The organism is Flavobacterium sp. Root901, from assembly GCF_001429765.1.
Lineage (GTDB): Bacteria > Bacteroidota > Bacteroidia > Flavobacteriales > Flavobacteriaceae > Flavobacterium.
In genome coordinates this window covers 331811-355643 of record NZ_LMJB01000001.1, presented here as the reverse complement: position 1 = coordinate 355643, position 23833 = coordinate 331811, and the positions used below count along the sequence as shown (strand labels likewise).

General features: G+C 34.8%; 20 protein-coding genes and 3 tRNA genes. 7 read left to right on the top strand and 16 right to left on the bottom strand.

The features are described from left to right. Positions 1 to 2: 2 nt before the first annotated feature. The 9 genes from ASE21_RS01345 to nirB form a co-directional block, all read right to left on the bottom strand. A complete protein-coding gene (locus ASE21_RS01345) occupies positions 3 to 716 on the bottom strand; it encodes an endonuclease/exonuclease/phosphatase family protein (RefSeq protein WP_057120759.1) in 714 nt (237 codons plus the stop codon). 194 nt (positions 717 to 910) lie between these two features. Next, positions 911 to 1276 (bottom strand): hypothetical protein, encoded by a 366-nt coding sequence (locus ASE21_RS01340; RefSeq protein ID WP_057120758.1) that lies wholly within the window; start codon positions 1274 to 1276, stop codon positions 911 to 913. A gap of 140 nt (positions 1277 to 1416) precedes the next feature. After that, complete coding sequence (locus tag ASE21_RS01335; RefSeq protein WP_057120757.1) at positions 1417 to 2676, bottom strand: alginate export family protein; 1260 nt, start codon at positions 2674 to 2676, stop codon at positions 1417 to 1419. Positions 2677 to 2770: 94 nt separating this feature from the next. Continuing rightward, on the bottom strand, positions 2771 to 4255 hold the full coding sequence (locus ASE21_RS01330) for an MFS transporter (protein WP_057120756.1): 1485 nt from the start codon (positions 4253 to 4255) through the stop codon (positions 2771 to 2773). 96 nt (positions 4256 to 4351) lie between these two features. Then, positions 4352 to 5011, bottom strand: coding sequence for a response regulator (locus ASE21_RS01325; RefSeq protein WP_057120755.1), 660 nt, complete (start codon positions 5009 to 5011; stop codon positions 4352 to 4354). Between the two features lie 542 nt (positions 5012 to 5553). Next, positions 5554 to 7365, bottom strand: coding sequence for an ATP-binding protein (locus ASE21_RS01320; protein WP_057120754.1), 1812 nt, complete (start codon positions 7363 to 7365; stop codon positions 5554 to 5556). A gap of 9 nt (positions 7366 to 7374) precedes the next feature. Beyond that, positions 7375 to 7959 carry a DUF4202 domain-containing protein gene (locus ASE21_RS01315; RefSeq protein WP_057120753.1) on the bottom strand — a complete coding sequence of 195 codons (585 nt, stop codon included), beginning with the start codon at positions 7957 to 7959 and terminating at the stop codon, positions 7375 to 7377. 327 nt (positions 7960 to 8286) lie between these two features. Next, complete coding sequence (nirD, locus tag ASE21_RS01310) at positions 8287 to 8664, bottom strand: nitrite reductase small subunit NirD (RefSeq protein WP_057120752.1); 378 nt, start codon at positions 8662 to 8664, stop codon at positions 8287 to 8289. Positions 8665 to 8944: 280 nt separating this feature from the next. Beyond that, positions 8945 to 11458, bottom strand: a complete 2514-nt coding sequence (gene nirB, locus ASE21_RS01305) for a nitrite reductase large subunit NirB (protein ID WP_057120751.1) — start codon at positions 11456 to 11458, stop codon at positions 8945 to 8947. A 267-nt stretch (positions 11459 to 11725) separates the two neighbouring features. Here nirB and ASE21_RS01300 point away from each other — a divergent pair, with 267 nt between their 5' ends. Continuing rightward, the gene (locus tag ASE21_RS01300; RefSeq protein WP_057120750.1) at positions 11726 to 12505 is read left to right on the top strand and encodes an META domain-containing protein; all 780 of its coding nucleotides are present in this window, start codon (positions 11726 to 11728) and stop codon (positions 12503 to 12505) included. 66 nt (positions 12506 to 12571) lie between these two features. Here ASE21_RS01300 and ASE21_RS01295 read toward each other — a convergent pair whose 3' ends face one another. Together ASE21_RS01295 and ASE21_RS01290 are read right to left on the bottom strand one after the other, a co-directional pair. After that, positions 12572 to 13855, bottom strand: coding sequence for a DUF2130 domain-containing protein (locus tag ASE21_RS01295; protein WP_057120749.1), 1284 nt, complete (start codon positions 13853 to 13855; stop codon positions 12572 to 12574). A 330-nt stretch (positions 13856 to 14185) separates the two neighbouring features. Then, entirely contained in the window at positions 14186 to 15061 is an 876-nt protein-coding gene (locus tag ASE21_RS01290) for a LysR family transcriptional regulator (RefSeq protein ID WP_057120748.1), read from the bottom strand. Between the two features lie 209 nt (positions 15062 to 15270). Here ASE21_RS01290 and ASE21_RS01285 point away from each other — a divergent pair, with 209 nt between their 5' ends. After that, complete coding sequence (locus tag ASE21_RS01285; RefSeq protein WP_057120747.1) at positions 15271 to 15978, top strand: class I SAM-dependent methyltransferase; 708 nt, start codon at positions 15271 to 15273, stop codon at positions 15976 to 15978. Between the two features lie 80 nt (positions 15979 to 16058). On the opposite strand, the gene ASE21_RS01280 is transcribed toward ASE21_RS01285, so the two are convergent. From ASE21_RS01280 to ASE21_RS01270, 3 genes are all read right to left on the bottom strand, one after another. Beyond that, the gene (locus ASE21_RS01280; RefSeq protein ID WP_057120746.1) at positions 16059 to 16337 is read right to left on the bottom strand and encodes a putative quinol monooxygenase; all 279 of its coding nucleotides are present in this window, start codon (positions 16335 to 16337) and stop codon (positions 16059 to 16061) included. Positions 16338 to 16339: 2 nt separating this feature from the next. Then, a complete protein-coding gene (locus ASE21_RS01275) occupies positions 16340 to 16945 on the bottom strand; it encodes an NAD(P)H-dependent oxidoreductase (protein WP_057120745.1) in 606 nt (201 codons plus the stop codon). Between the two features lie 369 nt (positions 16946 to 17314). Continuing rightward, complete coding sequence (locus ASE21_RS01270; protein WP_057120744.1) at positions 17315 to 18301, bottom strand: aldo/keto reductase; 987 nt, start codon at positions 18299 to 18301, stop codon at positions 17315 to 17317. Between the two features lie 117 nt (positions 18302 to 18418). Between ASE21_RS01270 and ASE21_RS01265 the strand changes: the two genes are divergently transcribed. Then, positions 18419 to 19264 (top strand): AraC family transcriptional regulator, encoded by an 846-nt coding sequence (locus ASE21_RS01265; RefSeq protein WP_057120743.1) that lies wholly within the window; start codon positions 18419 to 18421, stop codon positions 19262 to 19264. 26 nt (positions 19265 to 19290) lie between these two features. Here ASE21_RS01265 and ASE21_RS01260 read toward each other — a convergent pair whose 3' ends face one another. Beyond that, positions 19291 to 20052 carry a C40 family peptidase gene (locus ASE21_RS01260; protein ID WP_057120742.1) on the bottom strand — a complete coding sequence of 254 codons (762 nt, stop codon included), beginning with the start codon at positions 20050 to 20052 and terminating at the stop codon, positions 19291 to 19293. A gap of 62 nt (positions 20053 to 20114) precedes the next feature. Beyond that, positions 20115 to 21293, bottom strand: a complete 1179-nt coding sequence (locus tag ASE21_RS01255; RefSeq protein WP_057120741.1) for an acetyl-CoA C-acyltransferase — start codon at positions 21291 to 21293, stop codon at positions 20115 to 20117. A 241-nt stretch (positions 21294 to 21534) separates the two neighbouring features. Between ASE21_RS01255 and ASE21_RS01250 the strand changes: the two genes are divergently transcribed. From ASE21_RS01250 to ASE21_RS01235, 4 genes are all read left to right on the top strand, one after another. After that, positions 21535 to 21618 (top strand) — tRNA-Ser (locus tag ASE21_RS01250). 14 nt (positions 21619 to 21632) lie between these two features. Then, positions 21633 to 21707 (top strand) — tRNA-Pro (locus tag ASE21_RS01245). A gap of 35 nt (positions 21708 to 21742) precedes the next feature. After that, positions 21743 to 21816, top strand: a tRNA-Arg gene (locus tag ASE21_RS01240). Positions 21817 to 22210: 394 nt separating this feature from the next. Further along, a complete protein-coding gene (locus ASE21_RS01235) occupies positions 22211 to 23821 on the top strand; it encodes a sensor histidine kinase (protein ID WP_057120740.1) in 1611 nt (536 codons plus the stop codon). Positions 23822 to 23833: the final 12 nt, after the last annotated feature.

Below are 23833 nucleotides of genomic sequence, written 5' to 3'. Positions count from 1 at the left end.
GTTTATATATTAAATTTAATTATTAACGGTTTATGATCGCTGAGCGCTGTCCAGTCCTGATAAGTTCCAAGCTGAACACTTTCCAGAACTTCCATAAAATCATTTGAAACAAAACAGTAATCCAGATGATACGGTTTGTTTTCGTGTCTGTAAAGATATAAAGTTGGATGCTCTTCTTTACCCTGAATCTGGTTGAAATATTTATGATAAGTGCTGAAAATATTTTTGTCTGCCAATTTATTTACAACCGTTGTATGATTTCCTTCCCTTCGGGGTTTGTCCCAAATGGTATTGCTGTTAAAATCTCCAATTAAAATGGTTTTGGTTTCTTTAATAATATCTTCGTAGTAATGAATGGCTTTCCAGACCTGAGTTACATATTGTCCGTCTTTATCTTCAGGATTATTGGCCCAGATTGCAAATAAGATAAAATCAAATTTTCCGTCTGTAACTGCTATTGGCAGAATATTTTTAAAATTCGGATTGTGGCAATCGAGCAGCTGAAACCGATAATCGCTGTAAGAAAACACGCCAAGTCCCTTATGTTGGTTTGTGCCATACCAAATAATATCGTTTGGAAGTTTTGTATCGGCAGAAAATTTGAGTTTTTCGGGATTCTCACACTCAGAAATTACGGCAATATCAGGATGATGGGCCAGAATAAATTCGGCTTTTTTTCTGAAAGCCATGTTGCAATTCCAGGCTATGATTTTCATTTTTCAGAAGGCTAAATTAATTATTGCTTTTTAAGAATAATAAGGCTGGCAAAATTTGAGATAGAATTCAAATATACTAATAATTAAACATTGGATATATTTTAAAAATGAACAAAAAAATACCCTTTTTCAAATCTGAAAAAGGGTAAATGAAAATATATTTTAGAAAGAATTATTTCTTTACTTTTTAAATCTTAACCAACGAATTTTGTTTCACCACTGTTAATGTCAATTTCTGCAAAATTATGTTTTCCCATAACAATAAGGAGTTTATCTGAATTATAACCTACATATCTTATTTCAGGACTTCCTAATTTTGGTTTTCCGCACACAGAAATAACGTTTGTCTGCCATTTCAATTTACTTCTTTTGTAAGCTGAAATTGTTTGTAAATCGTTTTCAACATAATAAATAATGTTGTTTTTTTTGATTCCTCTTTTCTGAGTTTTGGCAAAATTAATTTCTGAGTTTTTAGAAATTAAAGCATCATTGTATTTTTGGGCAATACCAGTTTGGGTGGCAATGAAAGTTAACATTGACAGTTTTAAAAATTGTTTCATTTGGGGATAGAATTTGGGGTTCGTAATCGCTTCAAATATAAATAATTAAAACAAATAACAATACTTTCTTGAATAAAAAAAAATACCCTTTCTCCGAAATAGGAAAAGGGTAAAATATAGAAGATAATTTTGAAGAAAAATTATTTTTTCCAGCTGAAAATTCGAGGATTTACAGAAATCATCAACCAGGCCCAATTGTTAGTGTGGCCGGCATCTCCATTTTTACTAAATTCCAGCGTTTTAGAACCAAACATTTGAGAGTAACCTCCTGTAACTGTAATGTCTTTTTTGAAATTATAACCAAAAGAAGCATCAATCTCAGTACCGAAATAAGAATCTAATTTTTCATTTAGAGGTGTAACAACATCTGCTGCTGATAAAAACACATGCGGACTTAAAGTAAACTGCCATTTGTTTATATTATAATTTAGTTTTAGAAAAGCATCCTGAAGACCAACATTATTTAAGTGATTTCCAACATAAAAATAATCCATATAACCATTAAAACCGTGGTTAGTTCCAAAAATTGGATTGAATGATTTAATAACAGAACTTCCGTCATTTGTATCTTTTCCCGAAAGAAATTCGTATCCTAAACCGGCCTTAAAAGATTCTGTTATTTGGTAACCAAAGTTGGCAGCGGCATTCCAGGCACTTACTTGTAAATCTGTGCTTTTTCCGGTTTGGCCGTATACCCAAAAATTACTGTCTATTTTGCTCGTTTTGTACGTTAAATAAGTTCCAAAAGTCTGTTTGTAATCCACCAATAATTTTGCATCGGCGTTCGCATATTCGTAACCCGTATTGAGTGCTAAAAAACTTAAACCTAAATCACTGCTCAATTGATTGTGATACCATGCATATTGCAAAGCTTTATAACTCGCAACGGTATAAGGCGTCTGAAAAACATTTTCTGCAGTAGAATTATACGCACCTCCAAAATCTAATTTCTGTTTTTCAGTTTGATAGGACACTGTAAACGCATCGTGGCTTTGCGCCTGCTGACCCCAGTCCTGTTCTCCTAAAATACGCTGATTATCATAAGAAAGTACCTGACGTCCCATTCTTGCGCTCCATTTTTCGGTAAAATTATATTGTGCCCAGGCTTCAAAAACAGCAACTCCATTTTTATCAGCTGCTGCTGCCGGCACTACATCTCCCCATGTTCTGGTATTTTGAAGAGTCAGTTTTACGATTAAATCTTCTTGTTTATAATTGAAATTTAAACGGGAACGCTGAGAGACCTGCGATGTGCCTTTTTGGCCTTCCGGTAAAAGTGTTTTGTAACCATTTCGGTATTCAAAACGTGGTCTAAGCTGCAGATTTACATCTAATTCCTGTGAATGGATTTTGAAACTTAATCCTACGATAAGTATTAAAATCAGTTTAAGTTTTTTCATAAAGTATTATGTATTTTTCGGAGGTCAAATTTATAAGAAAAAGCCGTCTTTTACTATTGTTTAATCATGTTTCTAATTTTTTTTTAATATAATTTTAATATGCAGCTTCTAGTTTTATTTTATTTAGGCTAAGTTGTTTTTTCTTAGCTACTTGTGTAATTGTATAATGCATCCAGATTAAACAAGCTGTCGAAAAAATTAAAATAAAAATCCAGGAGCTGGACCAGATTCCGGTTGCGGTTAATAAATATCCGAAAATTATCGGCCCAAAGAAACCGCCAAGACCGCCAATCATTCCGACCATTCCGCCGACAACACCAACTTCATTTGGAAAATATTCGGGAATATGTTTATAAACGGCTGCTTTTCCAATTCCCCATGAAATTCCAATCAGGATAACTAAGATTAAAAATACCCACATATTGGCATCAAATTTAATAACAGTAATTCCTTTTGCTAAAAGTTCTTTTTTCTTTACAGTTTGATTTTGCTCCACAACGACTTGCTGCCATGAAGTTTTTGTTGGAAAAATAGCGTTTTCGGCTGTGTTTTCTTTTTTCTGTGCAACAGTAAAATCTGTTTTGCCCATTTTAATTTTGTTGTTTGTAACAGCAGTAATTGTTCCTTTTTTTGTTGCCAGAACGCCTGGGCCGGTTGTTGTAATTTCCATTTTTGGAATTGACAATAAAGCACTTAAAATTACCGAAGAACCCAAAACCCAGTACATTACTTTTCGTGCGCCAAATTTATCCGATAAATAACCCCCAAAAGCCCTGATTACGCCAGATGGCAGGCTGAACATTGTAGCAAACAATCCGCCCATAACCAGACTGGTTTGGTAAACGTTCATAAAGTTTGGTAAAAGCCATTGTGAGTAAGCAACAAAGCATCCAAATACTAAAAAATAATAAGCTCCAAAACGCCAAACCCGTGCTGATTTTAAAGGTACAAGCATTTGCGAAACAGTTTTGGTATTATTTTCCGGTTTTTTATTTTGAGTGAAAATCAAAAAGGCAATACCAATTACAACTAAAGAAACGGCATACATAACAGGCAGTATTTTCCACCCGTTTTGCGGATCGTCAGCTGAAAAATGATTTAGTAGTGATGGTGCCAGAAAAGTTGTAATTGCTGCACCCGCATTTCCCATTCCGAAGATTCCGAGTGCGCGGCCCTGCCATTCTTTTGGGTACCAGATTGAAGTATAACCTATTCCAACCGCAAAACTGGTTCCTACCATTCCAAAGAAAAAACTAAGTATGGCAAACATTAAAAAACTGTCAGCATAGGGAAGAAGGAACAAAGGAACAGAACTCAGGAGTAATAATAGTGAAAAGACATATTTGCCGCCAAATTTGTCTGTTAGAATTCCGATTGGCAGACGCATTATTGATCCTGTTAAGATTGGAATGCCAAGAAGCCATCCAACCTGAATCACGTTCCAGTGGAAAATTCCGTTATCGACTAAAAAGGTGACTAAAACCCCATTTAATGTCCAGCAGGCAAAACACACCGTAAAGGCCACAGTGTTTAAAAATAAAATTTTGTGTGATTGCGATAATGAGTTTGTATTTTTCATAGCACTTATATTTTTATGTAAAAATAAGTACTATAACTTAGTTAAAAGATGCGAAAACGCAGTTTTATTAAAATAATTAAGTATTTATACTTAATTTTAAATTAACGAATACTCCGCAGCTTTATTAGAAAGTTCCATTAAATTTTTTACTTTCAGCTTTTTCATCAGGTTAAAACGATGTACTTCTGCAGTTCGTTTACTGATTTCAAGTGCTTCGGCGATTTCTTTGTTTCCTTTACCGGATAATAAAAGAGTAAGGATTTCTTTTTCCCTTTTGGTAATCATCATTTCGTCGCCTAAATTTTGTCTGGGCTCCAATGAATTCGAAGGATTCGTCAATTGACTTATTAATATTGAAGAAATGTCACCGCTAAAATATTTACCACCTGCAGCAACATTATGGAGTGCTTTTAAAAATTCTTCTTTGCTGGAACCTTTCAGTAAATAACCATCCGCTCCGGCCTTAATTGATTTCAATACATATTCTTCTGATTCATGCATCGAAAGCATAATAATTTTTATATTGTTATTTTCGCTTCTAAGTTTTTCTACTAATTCTATGCCGGTTAAATTAGGCATACGGATATCTGCTATAAGTAAATCTGGTTTAGCTGCCGCAACAACATCAAGTGCATCTGCACCATCAATTGCTTCGCCTACAACCTCGATGTTTGCTTCGTTTTCCAGTAAAGATTTAATTCCATCTCTCACAAAAACATGATCATCTGCCAATACTACCCGAATGATATTACTCATAGTTTACTTAATTTTTAGTGCGATTTTTTACGTATATTCATCTATAAAGAAGATGCTAATATACGTATTAAATCTCAATTTTTTAAATTCCAAATTCTAAGATTAGAAAATCATTAAAATCTTTTGGTAGATTTTAATTTTTATTGTCATTTTTTGTCAGGCCGAGTGAAGTCGAAGCCCGCGCATAGAAGCTCTATTCAAAGATTAATTTTTAAGAATTTACTTTGCAAGGGCTTCGACTTCGCTCAGCCTGACAATAATGTACTTTAGCGATTGTACAACTTTGTCGAAGTTTTAAACTTTGACAAGTTTGCTTTTCAATTGCCTCCGGCTTTAGCCGGAGGTTTTGTAGATGAAGTAAAAGGCTTTAGTCAAATGTGCGTGTTTGGCTAAAGTCTTTTAAAAACTTGTTTGTTAACTCCAGCTAAAGCTGGAAGCAATTGATTTGTTTTATTTTTGCGGTTATTCAACTTTGTCAAAGTTCTAGTCCCAAAGTATTGGAATTTGGAATTTAAAAATTGGAATTTAAAAAAAATGAAATTTTACTTCAGTATCGGAATATTAAATGTGATTCTCGTTCCTTCGCCCGGAACTGAATTTATGAAAACGCGGCCGTTAATGTATTGAATTCTTTCTTTCATGAAAAGTAACCCCATTCCGGATTCGCTGTTTCGTTTTTTGTCTACAGAATGAATGTCAAAACCTTTCCCGTTATCATCAATAATAATGCTTAGCAGAGTTTCACTATGCGAAAGCTGAACAATAATATGCGTAGATTCGGCATACTTTATGGCGTTGTTGATAGCTTCCTGGGTAAGACGATAAATGTTGATTTCGATTAAGGAATCTAAACGCTGGTCGAAGTTGGTTTTGTTGTAAAAAAGTATTTCTTTTCCGGTTAACTTCGAAAGTTCCTGCGTTAGTTTTGCCAAAGAAGAAACGATTCCGTGATCACTTAATTCTGGCGGCATTAAATTGAAAGTTGCTGTACGAACGCCCTTTATAATATCTAAAGAAAGCTTCTTTAAATATTCTATTTTTTGTTCTGATTTTTCCCGGTCATTCAAATTGATGCTTTCTAAACTAAACTTTAAACCTGTAAGCATTTGACCAATTCCATCGTGAATTTCTTTGGCAATCCGATTTTGTTCATTTTCTTGATTTTCAACAATTTTACTCGAAATAATCTTTTGCTGATTAATTTTTTCGGTTGTATTTTCCAGATTTAAACGTTCGACTTCGCGTTGTGCTTTTTTACGTTCGGTGATATTAAAACAAACAATTAAAAGTTCCAGTTCATCTTTTTTTATCATGACCGGAACCATAGATAAATCCAGCCAGATCTCTGTTTCCTCTTTGGTTACAATTTTAATTTCACCCTGCCATCCGCTTCGTTGTTTTTCGAATATTAAACGGTCAAAATTCGTTTGCTCTTTTTCATCAATAGTTAAGACTTCAGAGAATTTTTTGTTAGATGAGAATTTGGTATAATTAAGAAGTTTGGCAAATTTTTCACCAATATGAATAATAGAACCATCAGGCGCAATGCGGCAATAGAGTAAAGTGTTTTCCATTGCATAATTGAGTGATTTTAGTTCTTTAACCGAATTCTCCTTGATTTCGCTGAGGATTTCAGTATCGTATGCCAGTTTTAAAGCCTTTTTTTCTGACGATAAAAGGCTGGCAATTAATCGTTCGATTTTCTTGTTTGTGGGTTTGAAAATAAAGAAAAATTCTAACAGAAGAACCAGAAGTGTAAAACCAAAAATCCAGTATTCTATTTTGCGCTGTTCTGTTACTTTTTCGTGCGCTTCAAGATCATATTGCGTTACAATCTGATTCATTTTTGATAGAAAAGTGCCTTCATTTTGAAGAATGACCTGAACTAATTTTTGATTTTCGGCCTTTTGTTTTTTCTGCTTTAAATTCAATAAAAATGAATCTGTTGTCTGGGCAATTTTATTAAAAATCGGATTTATTTCAAGATATAATCCGTTTAGTGTTTCGCTTTTTTCTTTTGGAAATGCTAAGGAGTCACTTCCGTTTTCAAGTGCATTTTGGTTTTTTTTCCAAAGTGACAAAACGTTTTCTAAATGTAAAATTTGCTTTGCAGAAGCAGTATCAGACACATAATGCAGGATCAGGACTTCTTTTACGATTTTCTGACTCAGCATTCTTTGTTTTCCTGAAAAATTAATGATTTTAGAATCGCTTAACTGCTGGTTCAGATTGTATTGAACTAATATCTGGCTGACAATTATAGTTAAGGCAATAGTAAGAAGTGCAAAAAAATACAGACGGCGTAAATTCTTGAATGTTATTTTATCTGCAGTTTCCTGATTGCTTTTCTTCATATAATCAGTTTACAATCCTAAAGAAGCTTTTATTAAATTTAAATTTTCCTCAGAATAATTAATTTTTAAGGCTTCCTGATGCCCTTTTTCAGACATTTTATCCCAGGTTTTTTTAATGATGTTTTTTAACTTTTCATCATCATGTTTATGAACGAAAGGTTCTAAATAATATTCTAAAAATACCAGGCAGATTACATCTTCTAACAACTGTGTTTCGTGGTCTTTTTTAAGTAATTTTTTTTCAATTAAAAAAGAAACACGATCGATAAAATCTTGGTTATAACCTGCTTTTGCCAGAATTTCGGCCGTAGTTTTCGCGTGGAATTTTTTTAATTCTTCTCTCCATTTCAAATAACCAACGCGATCCATAGGGTAGGATTCACGGGCCACTTTCCATCGGCAGATGTGTTGTGCTTTTGAAGCGATCTGAATTTCTTCTGAAGCATTGGGTTCAAACTGCATCAGTCTTTCGTACATTCTGTTTGAGTACAATAATTCTTTGGGAAATTCTTTGTTTTGGTCGGTTTCAATGTTTGGATCCTGAGCATTTTCGGCATCAATCCATTCGCTTGCTTTTTGAAAAGGTGTTGTCATTTTTTGGTTTAGTAATAGATTTCAAAGATACGGAATTAAGTTTTTTTTGCCACGAATTTCACGAATTACACTAATTTAATTTGCCGCGTTTGTTGAAGTTTTTAATTTTTACGCCAGTTTTGTCATTTCGACGAAGGAGAAATCTCCGTAAGCAGCTCCGTAAAGTTGGGTTGTGCTTAAGCTTTGTCAAAGTTTCAAACTTTGACAAAGTTTTGGATCTAGATTGTAGAGTTTCTTGCGAAGATTTCTCCTTCGTCGAAATGACAAGATTAGTATTATTGTTAGTGAGATTGCTTCCTTCCTCGCAATGACAAAATTGTGTATAAACTAATCAACAAAGCCAACAAAAACTTCATCTTCTACAACTTTAATTGGATACGTTGCTATTTTAAAATCATCTCCGTTAAGGTTGGAACCGTTAACAAGTGAAAAAGTTTTTTTGTGCATCGGGCAGGCAATTTTCGGAATATCATCTGCAGATCCTGTAATGCCTCTTGAAAGGACCATTTCCATTTTGTGCGGACAAGCATTTTGGCACGCATACCACTCGTTGCGGCGTGTAAAATTGAAAATAGCAATTTGTTTGTTTTTATATTTGATACACCCGCCGCGGTTGGTTGGAAAATCTTCTACTTTACCAGCTTTGAACCAAATTGTCGCATTGTCCGCATGAACCGTTTCGTATTGATTTAAGATTTCTTCCATGATATTTTTTGTTTTAATTGCTGTTTCTTATCCCTCTTTTTACAATTAAGAGAGTTGATGGCGCAGTAAAAAGAAGGTAAGAAGGCCAGCAAACATTTAATTTATTTTTTCTTTTTTTGGAGCTGTTCTTTTAAGCACATAGAGACATAGGTTTTTTGTTTTTTGTGAAATAGAATTAAAAGAACTAGTTTTTGACACATAGCTGTCTACGTATGTTAATGAAAGTGAAACGTCTTTTTGAGTTTAGCAATTCTATGATTCTATATGTTTAAAAATTAAATTATGACCAGGCTTTTGGAGCTTTTTGCTCTCTCAAGGGTACAAAAGCAATATTGTCATCTTTTTCATCTGAGTTTATAAAATGATTAAAACGTTTTAATAATCTTGGTTTTTCAAGTACTTGTTTCCATTCGCATTCGAAAGTATTTACAAGAGTCTGCATTTCAGCTTCCAGTGTTTCGCAGATTCCTAAACGGTCTTCAATAATTACTTCTTTTAGATATTCTAAACCGCCGTCTAGCTTTTCTAACCAGGTTGAAGTACGAATCAGCGGACCAGCCGTGCGGATGTAATACATTAAAAAACGATCCATGTATTTAATTACGGTTTCCTTATCTATTTTCTCAGCTAATAAAACGGCATGTTTTGGGTTCGCGCCGCCATTTCCGCAGATATATAAATTCCAGCCGCCTTCAACAGCAATGAGTCCAAAATCTTTTCCACGGGCTTCGGCACATTCGCGAATACAGGCCGAAACACCACCTTTTAATTTATGCGGGGAACGAATTCCTTTGTAACGGTTTTCGAGTTCAATCGCAAATCCGGCGCTGTCATCCATTCCGTAGCGGCACCATGCATTTCCAACGCAGCTTTTTACGGCACGAAGCGATTTTCCATAAGCATGACCACTTTCAAAACCATTATCGATTAGTATTTTCCAGATTTTTGGTAAGTCGCTTAAGTGTGCTCCAAATAAATCAACTCTTTGTGCTCCGGTAATTTTAGTATACAAATCGAATTGTTTGGCCACTTCGCCAATTACAATTAGTTTTTCGGCAGTAATTTCACCTCCGGCAACCCTCGGAACAACAGAATATGTTCCGTTTCGCTGAATATTAGCCAAAAATCTGTCATTTGTATCTTGTGTTGTTACATGTTTATTTGCGGTGTCATTATAAATACTCGAGAAAATAGAAGCCACAACTGGTTTGCAGACTTCGCAGCCGTCGCCTTTTCCGTGATGATCCAGAACGTCATAAAAATTCTCATATTTATTGATTTTTACCAAGTCGAATAATTCCTGACGCGTGTAGCTAAAATGCTCGCAGATAACTTCTTTTACTTCTTTTCCCAAAGATTTTTGCGTTGCTTTAACTAAATCTGAAACCATTGGTTTACAGCCGCCGCAGCCAGAGGCAGCTTTGGTATGTTTGACAACATCAGAAAAACTGGAACAAGTTTCGTCTAAAAGTGAACAGCAGATTGCGCCTTTTGTAACATTTTCGCAGGAGCAGATTACAGCTGCATCCGGTAAATCCATTACGCTTCCTAAAGAAGAGCTTTCAGAGCCGTCGCGTGAACCTAAAATCAAATCTTCAGGATTTTTAGGCAGCGCCATTGCATTGCTGTAAATCTGAAAAAGCGCTCCGTAATCACTTGAATCGCCCACTAAAATTCCGCCCAAAAGGGTTTTAGAGTCTTTGGTAACATTGATTCTTTTATAAATACCGCTTAATTTATTTTCATAAATAATAGCCGTAACATTTTCATTTTCTATAAAAGGATCACCAAAACTTGCCACTTCAACACCAATTAATTTTAATTGTGTAGACATATCGATGGTTTCTCTCATAGTTTTAGAACCATTTAAGATTTGCTCAGCAGCAACATCGGCCATTTCGTAACCCGGGGCAACAAGTCCGTAAATGTTTTGGTTGTAAAGTGCCGCTTCGCCAATGGCATAAATAGAAGGATCTGATGTCTGCATTTGATTGTTAACCACAATTCCGCCTCGCAAACCAACTTCAAGCCCTGAAACTCTGGCCAGTTCGTCGCGGGGTTTAATTCCGGCAGATATAACCAACATGTCTACTTTTAACAATTCGTCATTGGCAAACATCATTCCTGTTATGCATTCCTTTCCGTCAATGTACTGAGTCGCTTTGTTAAGGTGAATGCCAATATTTAATTCTTCAATTTTAGACTGAAGCATATCACTTGCGCCTTGGTCTAATTGTCTCGGCATTAATCGCGGCGCAAATTCTACTACATGCGGATTCAATCCTAAATCCCTGACTGCTTTTGCCGCTTCCAGACCTAAAAGTCCGCCGCCAAGAACAGCCGCTTCTGTAGCTCCTTTTTGTTTTATTTTTTTTGCATATGCCATAATTGCATTCAGATCTTCGATAGTTCGATACACAAATACACCTTCTTTTTCTATTCCGTCAATTTGAGGTACAAATGCCGAAGAACCTGTTGCTAAAACTAAGTAGTCGTAAGTATGTGTTTTTTCTAAATGAGTATGGATCGTTTTTTCTTCACGATTAATATCTGTAATTAATTCAGATGTATTGAGTATGATATTATTTTCTGAATACCAGTCTTTGGTTGATAAGGAAAGATCTTCAGCAGTTTTACCTCCAAAGTATTCACTTAAGTGAACCCGGTCATACGCACGTCTTGGTTCTTCACCAAAAACGGTAATCTGATACTTTTCATGTCCGGATTTTGCAATGAACTTTTCGCAAAACTTATAACCCACCATTCCGTTTCCAACTACTATAACTTTAATCATGATTTCTTGAATTAAGTATTATTTCACAAATATAAGTATTTATACTTATTTAAGTACGTATTTTTATTGTTTTTAATATAATTATGTTTTGAATTAGCTACGTATTTGTTCGTAATCTTTTACGTATTGCGGTTTTGTGTCAATTGTGAGGCAAATAATTATTTTAAATTTGAAAAGATTCTAAATAAGTTTTTCAGAAAAATGTCGTAAATTCATAAGAATTTTACATGTATTTTTATTAAAATATAGTATTTCAAATAAAACGTTATGAAAAATATACTTGCACTTTTGTTTTTACTTTCTGTAATATTAGGCTGTAAGTCTACCGCAGACAAAACTTCAGATACAAAAGCAATATCAGAATACGGCGCTCAGGAAGATGAGATGAAATATTACTTTACAGCAACCGGAAATGAACCATTTTGGGGTTTAAAAATGGGAAATGATAACATCATTTTTACTTCTCTGATTCCGGGAAAAGAAAAACTTATTTTTCCGTCTGTTGATGCAGTAAAAGCTATGGATGCTAATGTCAAAATGTATAAAGTAACCAATGAAACTTCATCAGCCACAATAACTATTCAACAGGTTGATTGTCAAAACTCCATGTCGGGTGCTATATCTCCTTATAAAGTTTCAATAGAGATTAAAAATAATTCGGAATTAGAGCCTAAAAAAATTGACGGCTGTGGAAAATACAATACCGATTACCGTCTGCATGATATCTGGGTTCTGGAAGAACTGAATGGTTTTAAAGTTTTTGTAACTGATTTTCAAAGAGAATTACCACGAATAGAAATCAATTCCAGTGAAAATAAATTTATGGGATACGGAGGTTGTAATGCTATTAGTGGTTCCATTTTTTATGAAAAAGATTTACTTCGGTTTTCTAAAGTAATTTCCACTTTAATGGCTTGTGCGCCCGGAAATAAAGAAGGGGAATTCACAAAAGCTTTACAAAGCACTACAAGTTATTCTATTGAAAATAACAGATTAACATTGTCTAATCCTTCTGCTAAACTTTTGGTTTTTAAGAAGGTAGATTAAGTTTTTGTTTCAGGCTGCGATAGTATTGTCATTTCTGCGAAAGGGAAAATGACAATACTAACTTAATTACTCCAATAATTCTTTAGTTTCGTCCTTGTCCTCATCTTCAATAAAATCCAATTCTAAAGCCCTCACACTTTGAACCGCATTTCCGGCAATACCGCGAATAGAACCGTACATTCCTAAAGTATTATGAACGACTTTTTCAATTTGTTTTTCTCTTTGTTTCCAGATTCGCTGCATGGCTCTTTTTTCGGCATCTAAGTCGTTTTGCATTTGAGTAAAACCTTCTACAATACCTTCAATCTGCAGACGGAATTCGTTGCTGGTTAGGAAATCGTAGAGCATCGACATTTTATCACCTTTGTTTTCCTGCGCCTGAACAGCCTGGCTGACCTGAATTAATGACTGACGCAAAACGGCACTTAAACCTTTAAATTCTTCATACGTACAAATCCAGATTCCGTCGCGCATGCCCATTCTTTCCATTCCGGAAGGCATGACCTCTGTTACTAAAACGCCAATATTGGCTCGTTTGGTTCTAATATCGTTTTTAAATTTTTCAATCCACGAAGGCTGAAAAGCTTTTGTTCTTTTACTTTCATAATAAATTGACCCGCAGTTTTGATGTTCGCGCGTATTTACGATTTGAAGGCAATCGGCGCCATTTGCCCCTTTTTTAACTTCATCAATACTGTCAAGCGGAAAATTATTGGCCAGCCATTCTTCAATTGCTAATTCCATTACTTCGCCCTGCAGCTGCATAGAACCTTGTTCCTGCTTGCGTTTCATCTCTTCCGTTAATTTTTTCTGTTCTTCTAACTGCTTTTGAAGTTCTTTAAATTTTAACTCGTTTTTGTCGTCTTCCTGCTTTCTTATTTTTTCGCGTTCCAAAGCCAATTGTGTATTCAGCTGTTTTTCGGCTTCGGCCTGAATGGCTTCTTTCATTTCCAGTTTTTCGCGTTGAAGTTTTGCGATTTCACCTTCCATTTTATTCAATTCCCTGATTTTTTCAGATTTTTCAGAGAGCTCTTTTTCCATTAAAAGCAAGCGATCTTTATTTTCTTCTTCCAGTTTGGCTTTTAATTTTTCAGAAATTTCTTTTTCGGCTGTTTTTTTCTCACGTTCCAGACGTTCAGCAAAAAGTTCGTTTTCCTGTTTTTTCTTAGCTTCAAATTCGGCTTTTGCTTTTTCTAACTGCTCGTTTTTAAGTTCTAATTCTCTATTTTGGATTGTAGCTTTTTGTTGAAATTCTTTACGGATACTATCTTCAAGCTGATGTTTTAAAACATCATTGACATCGATAGGAGTTCCGCAGTTTGGGCACTGAATTGAAGATTGCTCAGCCATTTTATTATTTTTTATTGTGTAGAATTTTAATTTGCTAAGGTATTTAAAAGTTCTGTTTTTATAATGTGGATTTCTGTACTAAATTGTAACGAATTTTTTGTATTAAAGTCTCTAAAAAATCTCGTAAAGTCGCAGAGACGTAAAGTCTTTTTCAATTGGCCATCCCTGAGTGAAGTCGAAGGATACGTACTATATATCATTCGGTATTAATTTAGCATGTGTGCCCTTCGACTTTGCTCAGGATGACAGACTTTATGATCGCTATATTAAAAAAAACTTAGCGTCTCTGAGACTTTGCGAGATTAAATTATAAAGCAATTTTAGAGAGAACTACTTATGCAATAAAAAATCGACTGCGGTTTTAGTAATTTCAGAATAATCGTCTTTTGAGGTAATAATAGAAACATCGGTCTGAAGTTTTACTTTTTTCAGTTCGATAAAACCAATTTCCGGATCCTGATTGTTTTTGACAATATGGGAAGGAACAATCGATATTCCTAATCCATTTTTTACTAATTGTACAATCGAATTTATATTATTGGCTTCGTGAATGATTTTCGGCGTAAAGCCATAAAAAGCACAAAGTTCCAGTAAAACTTCATGATAATGCGGTGCGTAATCTTTATTGAAAAATACAAATGTTTCATCCTTGAGATTTATAATTTCTTTTTCAGATTTTATCTGAACTGTATTTTTATTGTAAACCAATGAAAATCCATCCTGAAACCATAAATGCGATTTTATTTTTAGAGATTTTACCGGAGAACGAATAATTCCCATTTCGATTTTTCCCAACTCCAAAGCCGTAATCTGTCTGCTTGTAGGAACTTCAAAAAGCTTGAAATTTACATACGGAAATTGTTCTTTTAAATGTTTTATTAATTCTGAAATAACAGCAGGATAAATAGAACTGATGTAAGCAATTCTGAACTCGCCGGAAATGTTCTCTGCAATTTTTTTTGTTTTCACAGAAATATGTTCCAGATTTTGAAAAAGTGCTGTCACTTCTTTTTTAAAATATTTTCCCGCTTCGGTAAGTTCTACTTTTTTATTGTTCCGAATAAAAAGTTTCGCATGAAGTTCTTCTTCCAGTTCTATAATCTGGCGGCTTAACGGCGGCTGCGAAATAAATAGTTTTTCAGAGGCTTTGGTAAAGTTTAGTTCTTCGGCTACAGCCAGAAAATATTTTAAATGACGTAATTCCATGATACTTTTAAAGTATAGATAAATGATAAAAATAGTATTTTTAAAGTATTTATGAAAGAGATAGTTTTGATAAAAAATATTTCTCTCGAAGATTTGGCAGATTGAGCAGATATTTTTTTGCCATAGATTAAAGAGATTAAAATGATTTTTATTAAAACTTGTAGTCTTCTTTATCTGCCAAATCTGCGAGAGACTAAAAACAAAAAATTATGAAAAAATCAACTACACAAGAAATCCAGGAAAGATTTGACAACGATGTCGAACGATTTTCAAATTTAGAAACCGGGCAATTATCTACAATAGATGCCAAAATATCATTGGAATTAATTACAGAAGCTTCTAAAAGAATTGTTCCAAATGCTCAGAATGTTTTGGATATTGGCTGTGGTGCAGGAAATTATACTTTAATGATGTTGTCTAAATTGCCAAATTTAAACTGTACTCTGGTTGATTTAAGTCTGCCAATGTTAGAGAAAGCTTTAGAAAGGGTTTCGGCAGTAACAAGCGGAGAAGTTGTAATTAAACAAGGAGATATTCGCGAAGTGGATTTAAAGGAAAATACTTTTGATATTATTTTGGCCGGTGCAGTTTTGCATCATTTGCGAGATGATAAGGATTGGGAAACAACTTTTGCCAAATTATTCCGGTTATTAAAACCCGGAGGCTGTTTGATGATTTCAGACCTGATTACGCAAGATACGGAATTGTTAAATGAATATACATGGCAGCGATATGGCGAATATTTAGAAGGAATTGGCGGTCCTGAATACCGTCAAAATGTGTTTGATTATATCGAAAAGGAAGATACGCCCAGATCCATGAATTACCAGTTGGATTTAATGAAGAAAACAGGTTTTAAAAGTGTTGAAATTTTGCATAAAAATATGTGTTTCGGTGCTTTTGGCGGGATAAAATAACAAAGGTTTTTTACCACGAATTTCACGAATTCTTTTTTGAATCAGGAAAAGAAAATTAGTGAAATTCGTGGCTGAAAAAACTATAATATCTGTGCAGTTTTATAAACCTGAATTGGAGCAGCAGCTAAACTTTCTGATTTTTGAATAAATTCCTGTAAGTAAGGCTGGCTGTTATGTATATCCAAACCAGCCTGATCCTTCCATTCTTCCCAGATAATAAAAACATTATCTGCTGCGTGTAGATCGTAGCGAATGCAGGCTTCTTCTTTTCGGGTTTGTGTAACCAGATTTTGAATCAGATTTTTAACTTCATCAATGTTTTCCTGTTTGCTTTTTATGATGGCGGTGATAGAAATCATAATTATAAGGTTTTAAAAGTTTCTTGTAAATGTTTGGTGTAATTTTCTTTGAAGATGACAATGTTTTCTGCAGTTGCACCTTTTTCAACGTCATGAAAATGAAAACTGTTTAGTTTTTCCATCCCTACAAATTTATTCATTTTATGAAAGCCAAACATAGCTCCTTCATCTACAGAAGTTTCTTCGAAGAATTCTCCGGGAAGTGTAAAGGCTGCAGCCGGTGCATTCCAGCTTGTAGTTAACATATATTTTCGCCCGTGAAGAAGTCCGCCGGTTCCGTAATTAATGTCGGGATTGGTTCTGGTTCTTCCGTCGCTTTTGTAAATTCCTTTATTGTGCCCGGCTGTAAAAACATCATCAATATATTTTTTGAAAAGATTTGGCAATTGAAACCACCAAACAGGTGTATGATATACTACAACATCTGCCCAAACGAATTTTTCGACTTCTTCGTCTAAGTCGAAGTCTTGTTTGATATCGGTTGTTTTAATTTCGAATTGCTTGCTGTTTTTTAAAAATTCGATTGTCCAGTCTGTTACGGTTTCATTGAATTTTCCGCCTGAATGTGCAAAATTCTGACTTCCGTTTATGATAAATATTTTTTTCATTTTATATGATTGTTCTTTTGAAAATGGATGCGTGAGGGATTGAGGCGGTATCCTTTTTTTGAGGAACGAAAAAAAAAGATATAGCCGAAAGCCCGACCCGGAGGGACACGCCCAAATTCTAATTATTTAATTTTTGAGATTTTTTTTGAAACACATAGAGACATAGATTTTCATTGTCTGTAAAGGCGCTTCACTTATTTAAACAAACATAGTCTGCGTAATCTTGTCATTCCGAGGAACGAGGACTCTTCGAGAGAAACTCTACAAAGATTAGCAATTCACTATATGGAGTTGCTTGTGAAGATTCCTCGTTCCTGTGAATGACAAACTTTGAGAACTTTAAAAACTATGTTTCTATGTGTTTAGATGTTATTTTAATTTCGAAACAGCCTGATTAATGAAATCAAGTTCTGAAGCTGATAAATCGAAATTCATTGTTTTGGCGTTTGAAATTGCCTGCTCTGCGTTTCTTGCTCCGGCCAAAACAATTGTGATTCCTTTTTGTAAAGTCGTCCATCGTAAAACCAATTGCGATAAACTGGCTTCTTTGGCGTGGGCTAAAGAAGTTAATTCTTCGACTAAAGTTTTTACTTTTTGAAGGTCAAACTGACTAAAATAACCATTTCTGTGATCGTCTTCTTTTAATTTGCTGTCCGTGAAATATTTGCCGGTTAGTAAACCTCTCTCCATTGGACTGTAAGCAATGATTCCGATGTTTTCCTGAATCGTAAGTGGCACTAAATCACTTTGGATTGCCTGATTCAACATACTAAAAGGAACCTGATTCGAAGCTAACTGAATTGTTTTTTGTGCTTCTTTAATTTGTTCGGCATTGTAATTACTAACTCCGGCTGCTCTGATTTTTCCTTGTTGAATAAGAATTTCCATAGCTTCCATAGTTTCCTGAATTGGAGTAGTGGAGTCCGGCCAGTGAATTTGCAATAAGTCAATATAATCTGTTTGAAGACGTTTTAAGCTTTCTTCAACTTCTTTTATAATGTTGCTTTTCGAAGCGTATTTATAGATTGGTAATTTTTTTCCGTTGTCATCGGCATCAAAAAAGAAATCACCTTTTCCGTTATTGCTTCCGTCCCAAACCAAACCAAATTTGGTTAACAATTGTACTTTTGAACGATCCTGAGATTTTAAAGCTTCGCCAATCATTTCTTCGCTTAAACCAAATCCGTAAAAAGGAGCGGTGTCAATTGTAGTTACGCCGTGGTCTATTGATGCATGAATAGAATCGATTGAATCTTTTTTTTCGTTACCGCCCCACATGTTTCCGCCAATGGCAAATGCGCCATACGTTATGGTTGATAATTCAAGCTCCGAGCTGCCTAATTTTCTATATTCCATGATGTTAAAATTGATGTCTAAAAATTATTTGACAAAATTATACCATTTTATTAACTGATAAATTGTATATATTTGTCTTTTTTAGGTATATTTGCATCTTCAATTAATTTGCAGATTATGAAAAAAGAAAATCTATACGAGCCATTTACCGTTTCATTTGAAACTTTAGAGGAATATCCAGATGTTGGAGATCGTCATAATTTTTTTGAACTCGTTTATATTTTAAGCGGAACCGGAACACAGTGTATTAACAAAAATATTTTTGAATATGATGCAGGTCATATGTTTTTACTGACGCCGGAAGACTGTCATAATTTTACAATTGAGACCCAAACCAAGTTTTTCTTTTTGAGGTTTAATGATATTTACTTGAAAAATTCGAGTCTGCAAAATGAAAGTATCCAGCGTTTAGAATATATTCTGCAAAATGCCAATCACCAGCCGGGTTGTATTTTAAAAAATGATGCCGATAAATGTTTGGTGAAAGTAATGATCGAAGCGATTTGTCGTGAACATCAGGATAAAGATGTGTATAATCAGGAATTGATTCAGCAACTAGTTAATACACTGATTATTATAGTGGCGAGAAATATTGCAAAATATTTACCGGAACAAATAAATGTAGGTTCTGAAGCAAGAGCGATGGATATTTTGCAATACATTCAGACGAATATTTATTATCCTGAAAAAATTAAAGCAGAATCTATCAGTGATTATTTTGGGATTTCGAATACGTATTTAGGGCGTTATTTTAAGAAACATGCCAGTGAAACCATGCAGCAATATATCAGTAATTATAAAACAAAACTTATAGAACATCGTTTACAATTCAGCGACAAACGAATTAACGAAATTGCGTATGAATTCGGTTTTACAGATGAAAGCCACTTTAATAAATTCTTTAAAAAGCAGAGAGGAAATAGTCCATCTGAGTTTAGAAAGACGATTCGTATTAGTGCTTAAAACACAAATTTTGCTATTTAAAACAATTAAATAATCTTCTTAATTACACGAAGTTTGTGTGTGTGTTTCTTTAATTCCGGATTGTAAATTCCTAAATGGTCTAAACGGTCAATGCGTACTTTTCCACTTGCGTGAATGATGTAATTGTTCTCCATAATAATTCCCACATGGATGATATTTCCTTCATCGTTATCAAAAAAGGCAAGATCTCCAACTTCACTTTCTTCAATAAAACTTAAAGGTTCGCCTTCTAATGCCTGTTGCGATGCGTCGCGGTGAATTTTATATCCGTTTAATTTGTAAACCATTTGCGTAAAACCGGAACAATCGATTCCGAAAGGTGTTTTACCTCCCCATAAATAAGGTGCGTTTAAATACATAAAAGCTGTGGTTATAAGTGCGCTTTTAGGTTTTATACCGCTGGTTTTTGTTCCTTCAAAATCAAAATTAGAAGTATTGATTTCGTTGTTGTTCAAAAAGGTTAAAGACGCGCCAAGCGGAATTGGCAGCAGTAAATTATCCGGAGCTGTGATATAATCAATTAAATCTGCATTTAGAATTATGGCTTCTTTACTTAATTGATTGTATTGCTGCTCAGAAATTACCTGATATTGTTTCGAATCTACCCAGCCCTCATAATCATCAAAGTGAATTTTTATGCGCGCCCATTGATTTTGACGTTCTAAAATTTCGATGTGTTCACCAAATAAAAGCTGCGTAACAATTTCACTTCTGTCACTTGGTTCAGATCGAACGGGTACTATGGCAAGATTGCAGATTCCGAACATTTAGGTAATGTATTAGTTGAAAATCAGGAGTTGATTTTTAACAACTCCCGATTTAATATTATTTAAGCTCTTTCGATAACAATTGCAGATGCTCCGCCGCCGCCGTTGCAAATAGCTGCAGCTCCGGTTTTAGCATTATTTTGTTCTAAAACATTTAGTAAAGTTACAATGATACGAGCTCCTGAACAACCAAGAGGATGTCCTAATGAAACTGCACCACCGTTTACGTTTACTTTATCGTTATCAAGGTTTAAGATTTTTGAATTGGCAAGACCCACAACTGAGAATGCTTCGTTGAATTCGAAATAATCAACATCTTCAATTGCAATTCCCGCTTTATTTAAAGCTTTTGGAAGCGCTTTTGCCGGACTTGTAGTAAACCATTTTGGTTCTTGTGCAGCATCTGCGTATCCTTTTATGAAGGCTAAAGGTTTTAATCCCAGCTCGTTTGCTTTTTCTTCAGACATTAAAACTAATGCGGCTGCACCATCATTAATTGTCGAAGCATTTGCTGCAGTTACAGTTCCGTCTTTTGTAAAAACAGGACTTAATGAAGGGATTTTATCTAATTTTACATTCGTATATTCTTCATCTTTTGAGAATATAATGGGTTCGCCGCGTCTTTGTGGTACTTCAACAGGAACTACTTCATTATCAAATTTACCAGCATCCCACGCTTTTGCACTTCTTTCATAAGACTGAATAGCAAAATTATCTTGTTCTTCACGAGTAATTTTATACTCTGATGCACATAAATCAGCGCAAACTCCCATTGCGTTGTTATCGTAAGCATCTGTCAAACCATCTTTTTGCATTCCGTCAAGCATTGTAGCCGGACCAAATTTGTTTCCTGCACGCATTTGCACATAATGTGGAATTAAGCTCATGTTTTCCATTCCGCCGGCAACTACGATTTCAGCGTCACCACAAGCAATTGCCTGTGCGCCAAACATTACAGCTTTCATTCCTGAAGCACAGACTTTGTTTACTGTTGTGGCAGCAACTTCATCTGATAATCCTGCAAAAAGCGCAGCCTGACGAGCCGGAGCTTGTCCAACGCCTGCCTGGATTACATTGCCCATGAAAACTTCATCAACTAATTTTGGGTCCAGGTTAATTTTTGAAAGGGCTCCTTTTATAGCGGCAGCGCCTAATTTTGGTGCGGGCACGGTAGATAACCCTCCCATGAAACTTCCGATAGGTGTTCTAACGGCAGAAACGATAACAACTCTTTTGTTCATTTTCTGTTTAATATTAGTTAATCAAGCAAATTTACTGTTTATTTGAATAAATTCAAATTTTGTATTGAATAGGAAGGATTTTAAATTTAAGATGAAATTTTTGTTAATTCTATTCGTTTGATTGTGAAGTGTTTTAAAAAAAAGATGAAAAAAAATTTAAAAAAAGCGAAAAAATAGTTGCGAGAAATATAATGTTGTCTTACATTTGCAACCGCAAAATAGGACACGTTTCCTTGAGCTTGGAGAGGTGCCAGAGCGGTAATGGAGCAGATTGCTAATCTGTCGACGGGTAACCGTCGCCAGGGTTCGAGTCCCTGTCTCTCCGCTTAATTTTTGCCTCGGGGTGTAGCGTAGCCCGGTTATCGCGCCTGCTTTGGGAGCAGGAGGCCGCAGGTTCGAATCCTGCCACCCCGACTAAAAACTTTAAGCGATAAAGTTTTAAAAATAATGGACGCATAGCTCAGCTGGATAGAGCACCTGCCTTCTAAGCAGGCGGTCGAAGGTTCGAATCCTTCTGCGTTCACACTACAAACCCGCTATTTTTAGCGGGTTTTCTTGTTTTTATGCATTCTTCACATCTACATTAGTCCCACAAAGCAAAACATTTACAACATTTTTGCATAAATACTGCATATGAAAATCAGGATTAATTATTTAGAAATGAGGAATGATAACCTAATGGTTATCCTCTTGTGGTGTATATATCTCAATTTGGAAAGCAAAAAGAAAGAAGGTGCCAAAACTTTAAATTTCTTTTTTGGACTATTGACACTTCCTCCGGGAATAAAGATTAATTTACAGCTGTAAGGATGAATTAAAGCTTATGCAACGATATTTCGTCGGCAGTCAATTTTCGAATATTTTAAATTTAAATTAATAATTATCAATACCTTCGTAAAGCTGATAAATTCAAAAAAATGCGCTCAGAGCACTACAGAAAACTTCTGTTACTCCTTGTCTATATTGCAATTGGAGCCGTAAATGCATTTGCCGCCAGCAAAAACATTACGTATATAGAATTAGCAGCAGGCGACCTGTCTTTTTTGATAAAGGATCTTGATCGTCAAAAACCTTACAATGAACTCCAGGTAACTAAAGCCGAGGAGCTGCTGAAGGAATTACCCGAAAACACAAACAAAATCAAAATCTTATTAAAAGTAAGTGACTGGTATGAAGGTTCCTATCATAATCCGTTAACATTAGTAAAGGCGTTTGAATATGCTGAGAAAGCGCTGAATATTAGCCAGAGACTGCATTCTGATATTTATTCTGGGAAATGTTACTTGCAGCTTTCTATGCTGCAGCAGCTCCGGAACAATAACCAAATGATAGAAGTCGAAGCAAAAAAAGCCATAGAAATATTAAAAAAAACAAATCAGGTTGATGATTTAGCAGAAGCATGGGTAATGATCTGGTCAGCTAAAATGCGTATGACTGCACCAATACCAGAGCGGTTAGTCCCGATATTTAAGGCCGCTTCTCTATTTGAAAAGTCTGGTAACAATAAAAGAAGCGGGGATTGTTACAGTCAAATCAGTGAATTGTATTTCTCTATATCAGATTTTCACAGTTCTCAAAATGCTCTAAAAAAAGCGATATTTTTTTATAGGGCCGCCAAACTTAAAGAAAGCGATATTTATCCTATTTCTTCCAGACTGCATATTATTTATGAATCTGAGAAGAAAACCATGGATATTATTCGGCTTAAAAATAAAACCTTCTTGCAGCAAAGCAAACTTAAAAATGAGATATTTTTACGTAATTCCATGGTAACCTTTGTTTTGCTTTTACTTATAATTCTGGCACTGCTTTATAAAAGTTTTATATTTAAGAAGAAAACAAATAAGGTACTGGAAACGCAGCAAAATGAAATCAATAAAAAGAATGATTCACTTCAAAATCTGGTTGTTGAAAAAGAATGGCTTTTGCGTGAAATTCACCACAGGGTAAAAAATAACCTTCATATGGTCGTTGGCCTGCTTGCCAGTCAGGCTGAGTTTTTAAAAAATGACGAAGCGCTTCAGGCTATTAACAGCAGTCAGAATAGAATTCATGCTATGTCATTGATACATCAAAAATTATATCAGTCTGAGAGTTTGTCAATAATTGATATGCCGTCTTATATATTTGAATTGACCGAATATTTGAAAGATTCTTTTGAAATCAGAAAATCAATTCGGTTTGTGCTGGATATTGACAGCTTTAATCTGCCATTGTCTCATTCAATACCAATTGGATTAATTTTTAATGAAGCAGTTACAAATGCTATTAAATATGCTTTTCCAGATTATGAAAATGCAATAATTAAAATTTCCCTTAAAACAGAAGACAATATCAACTATGTTTTAATTATTCAGGACAATGGAATTGGACTTCCAAATGATTTTGATCCATACAACAGTCCTTCATTAGGCATCAAATTAATGCATGGACTTTCTGATGATATTAGAGGCAAATTTCAAATTTTTAGTGAGAGCGGCACAAAAATAACTTTGGAATTTAGTACCAGCGATAGTAATCTTTATTAATATAATTCTAGC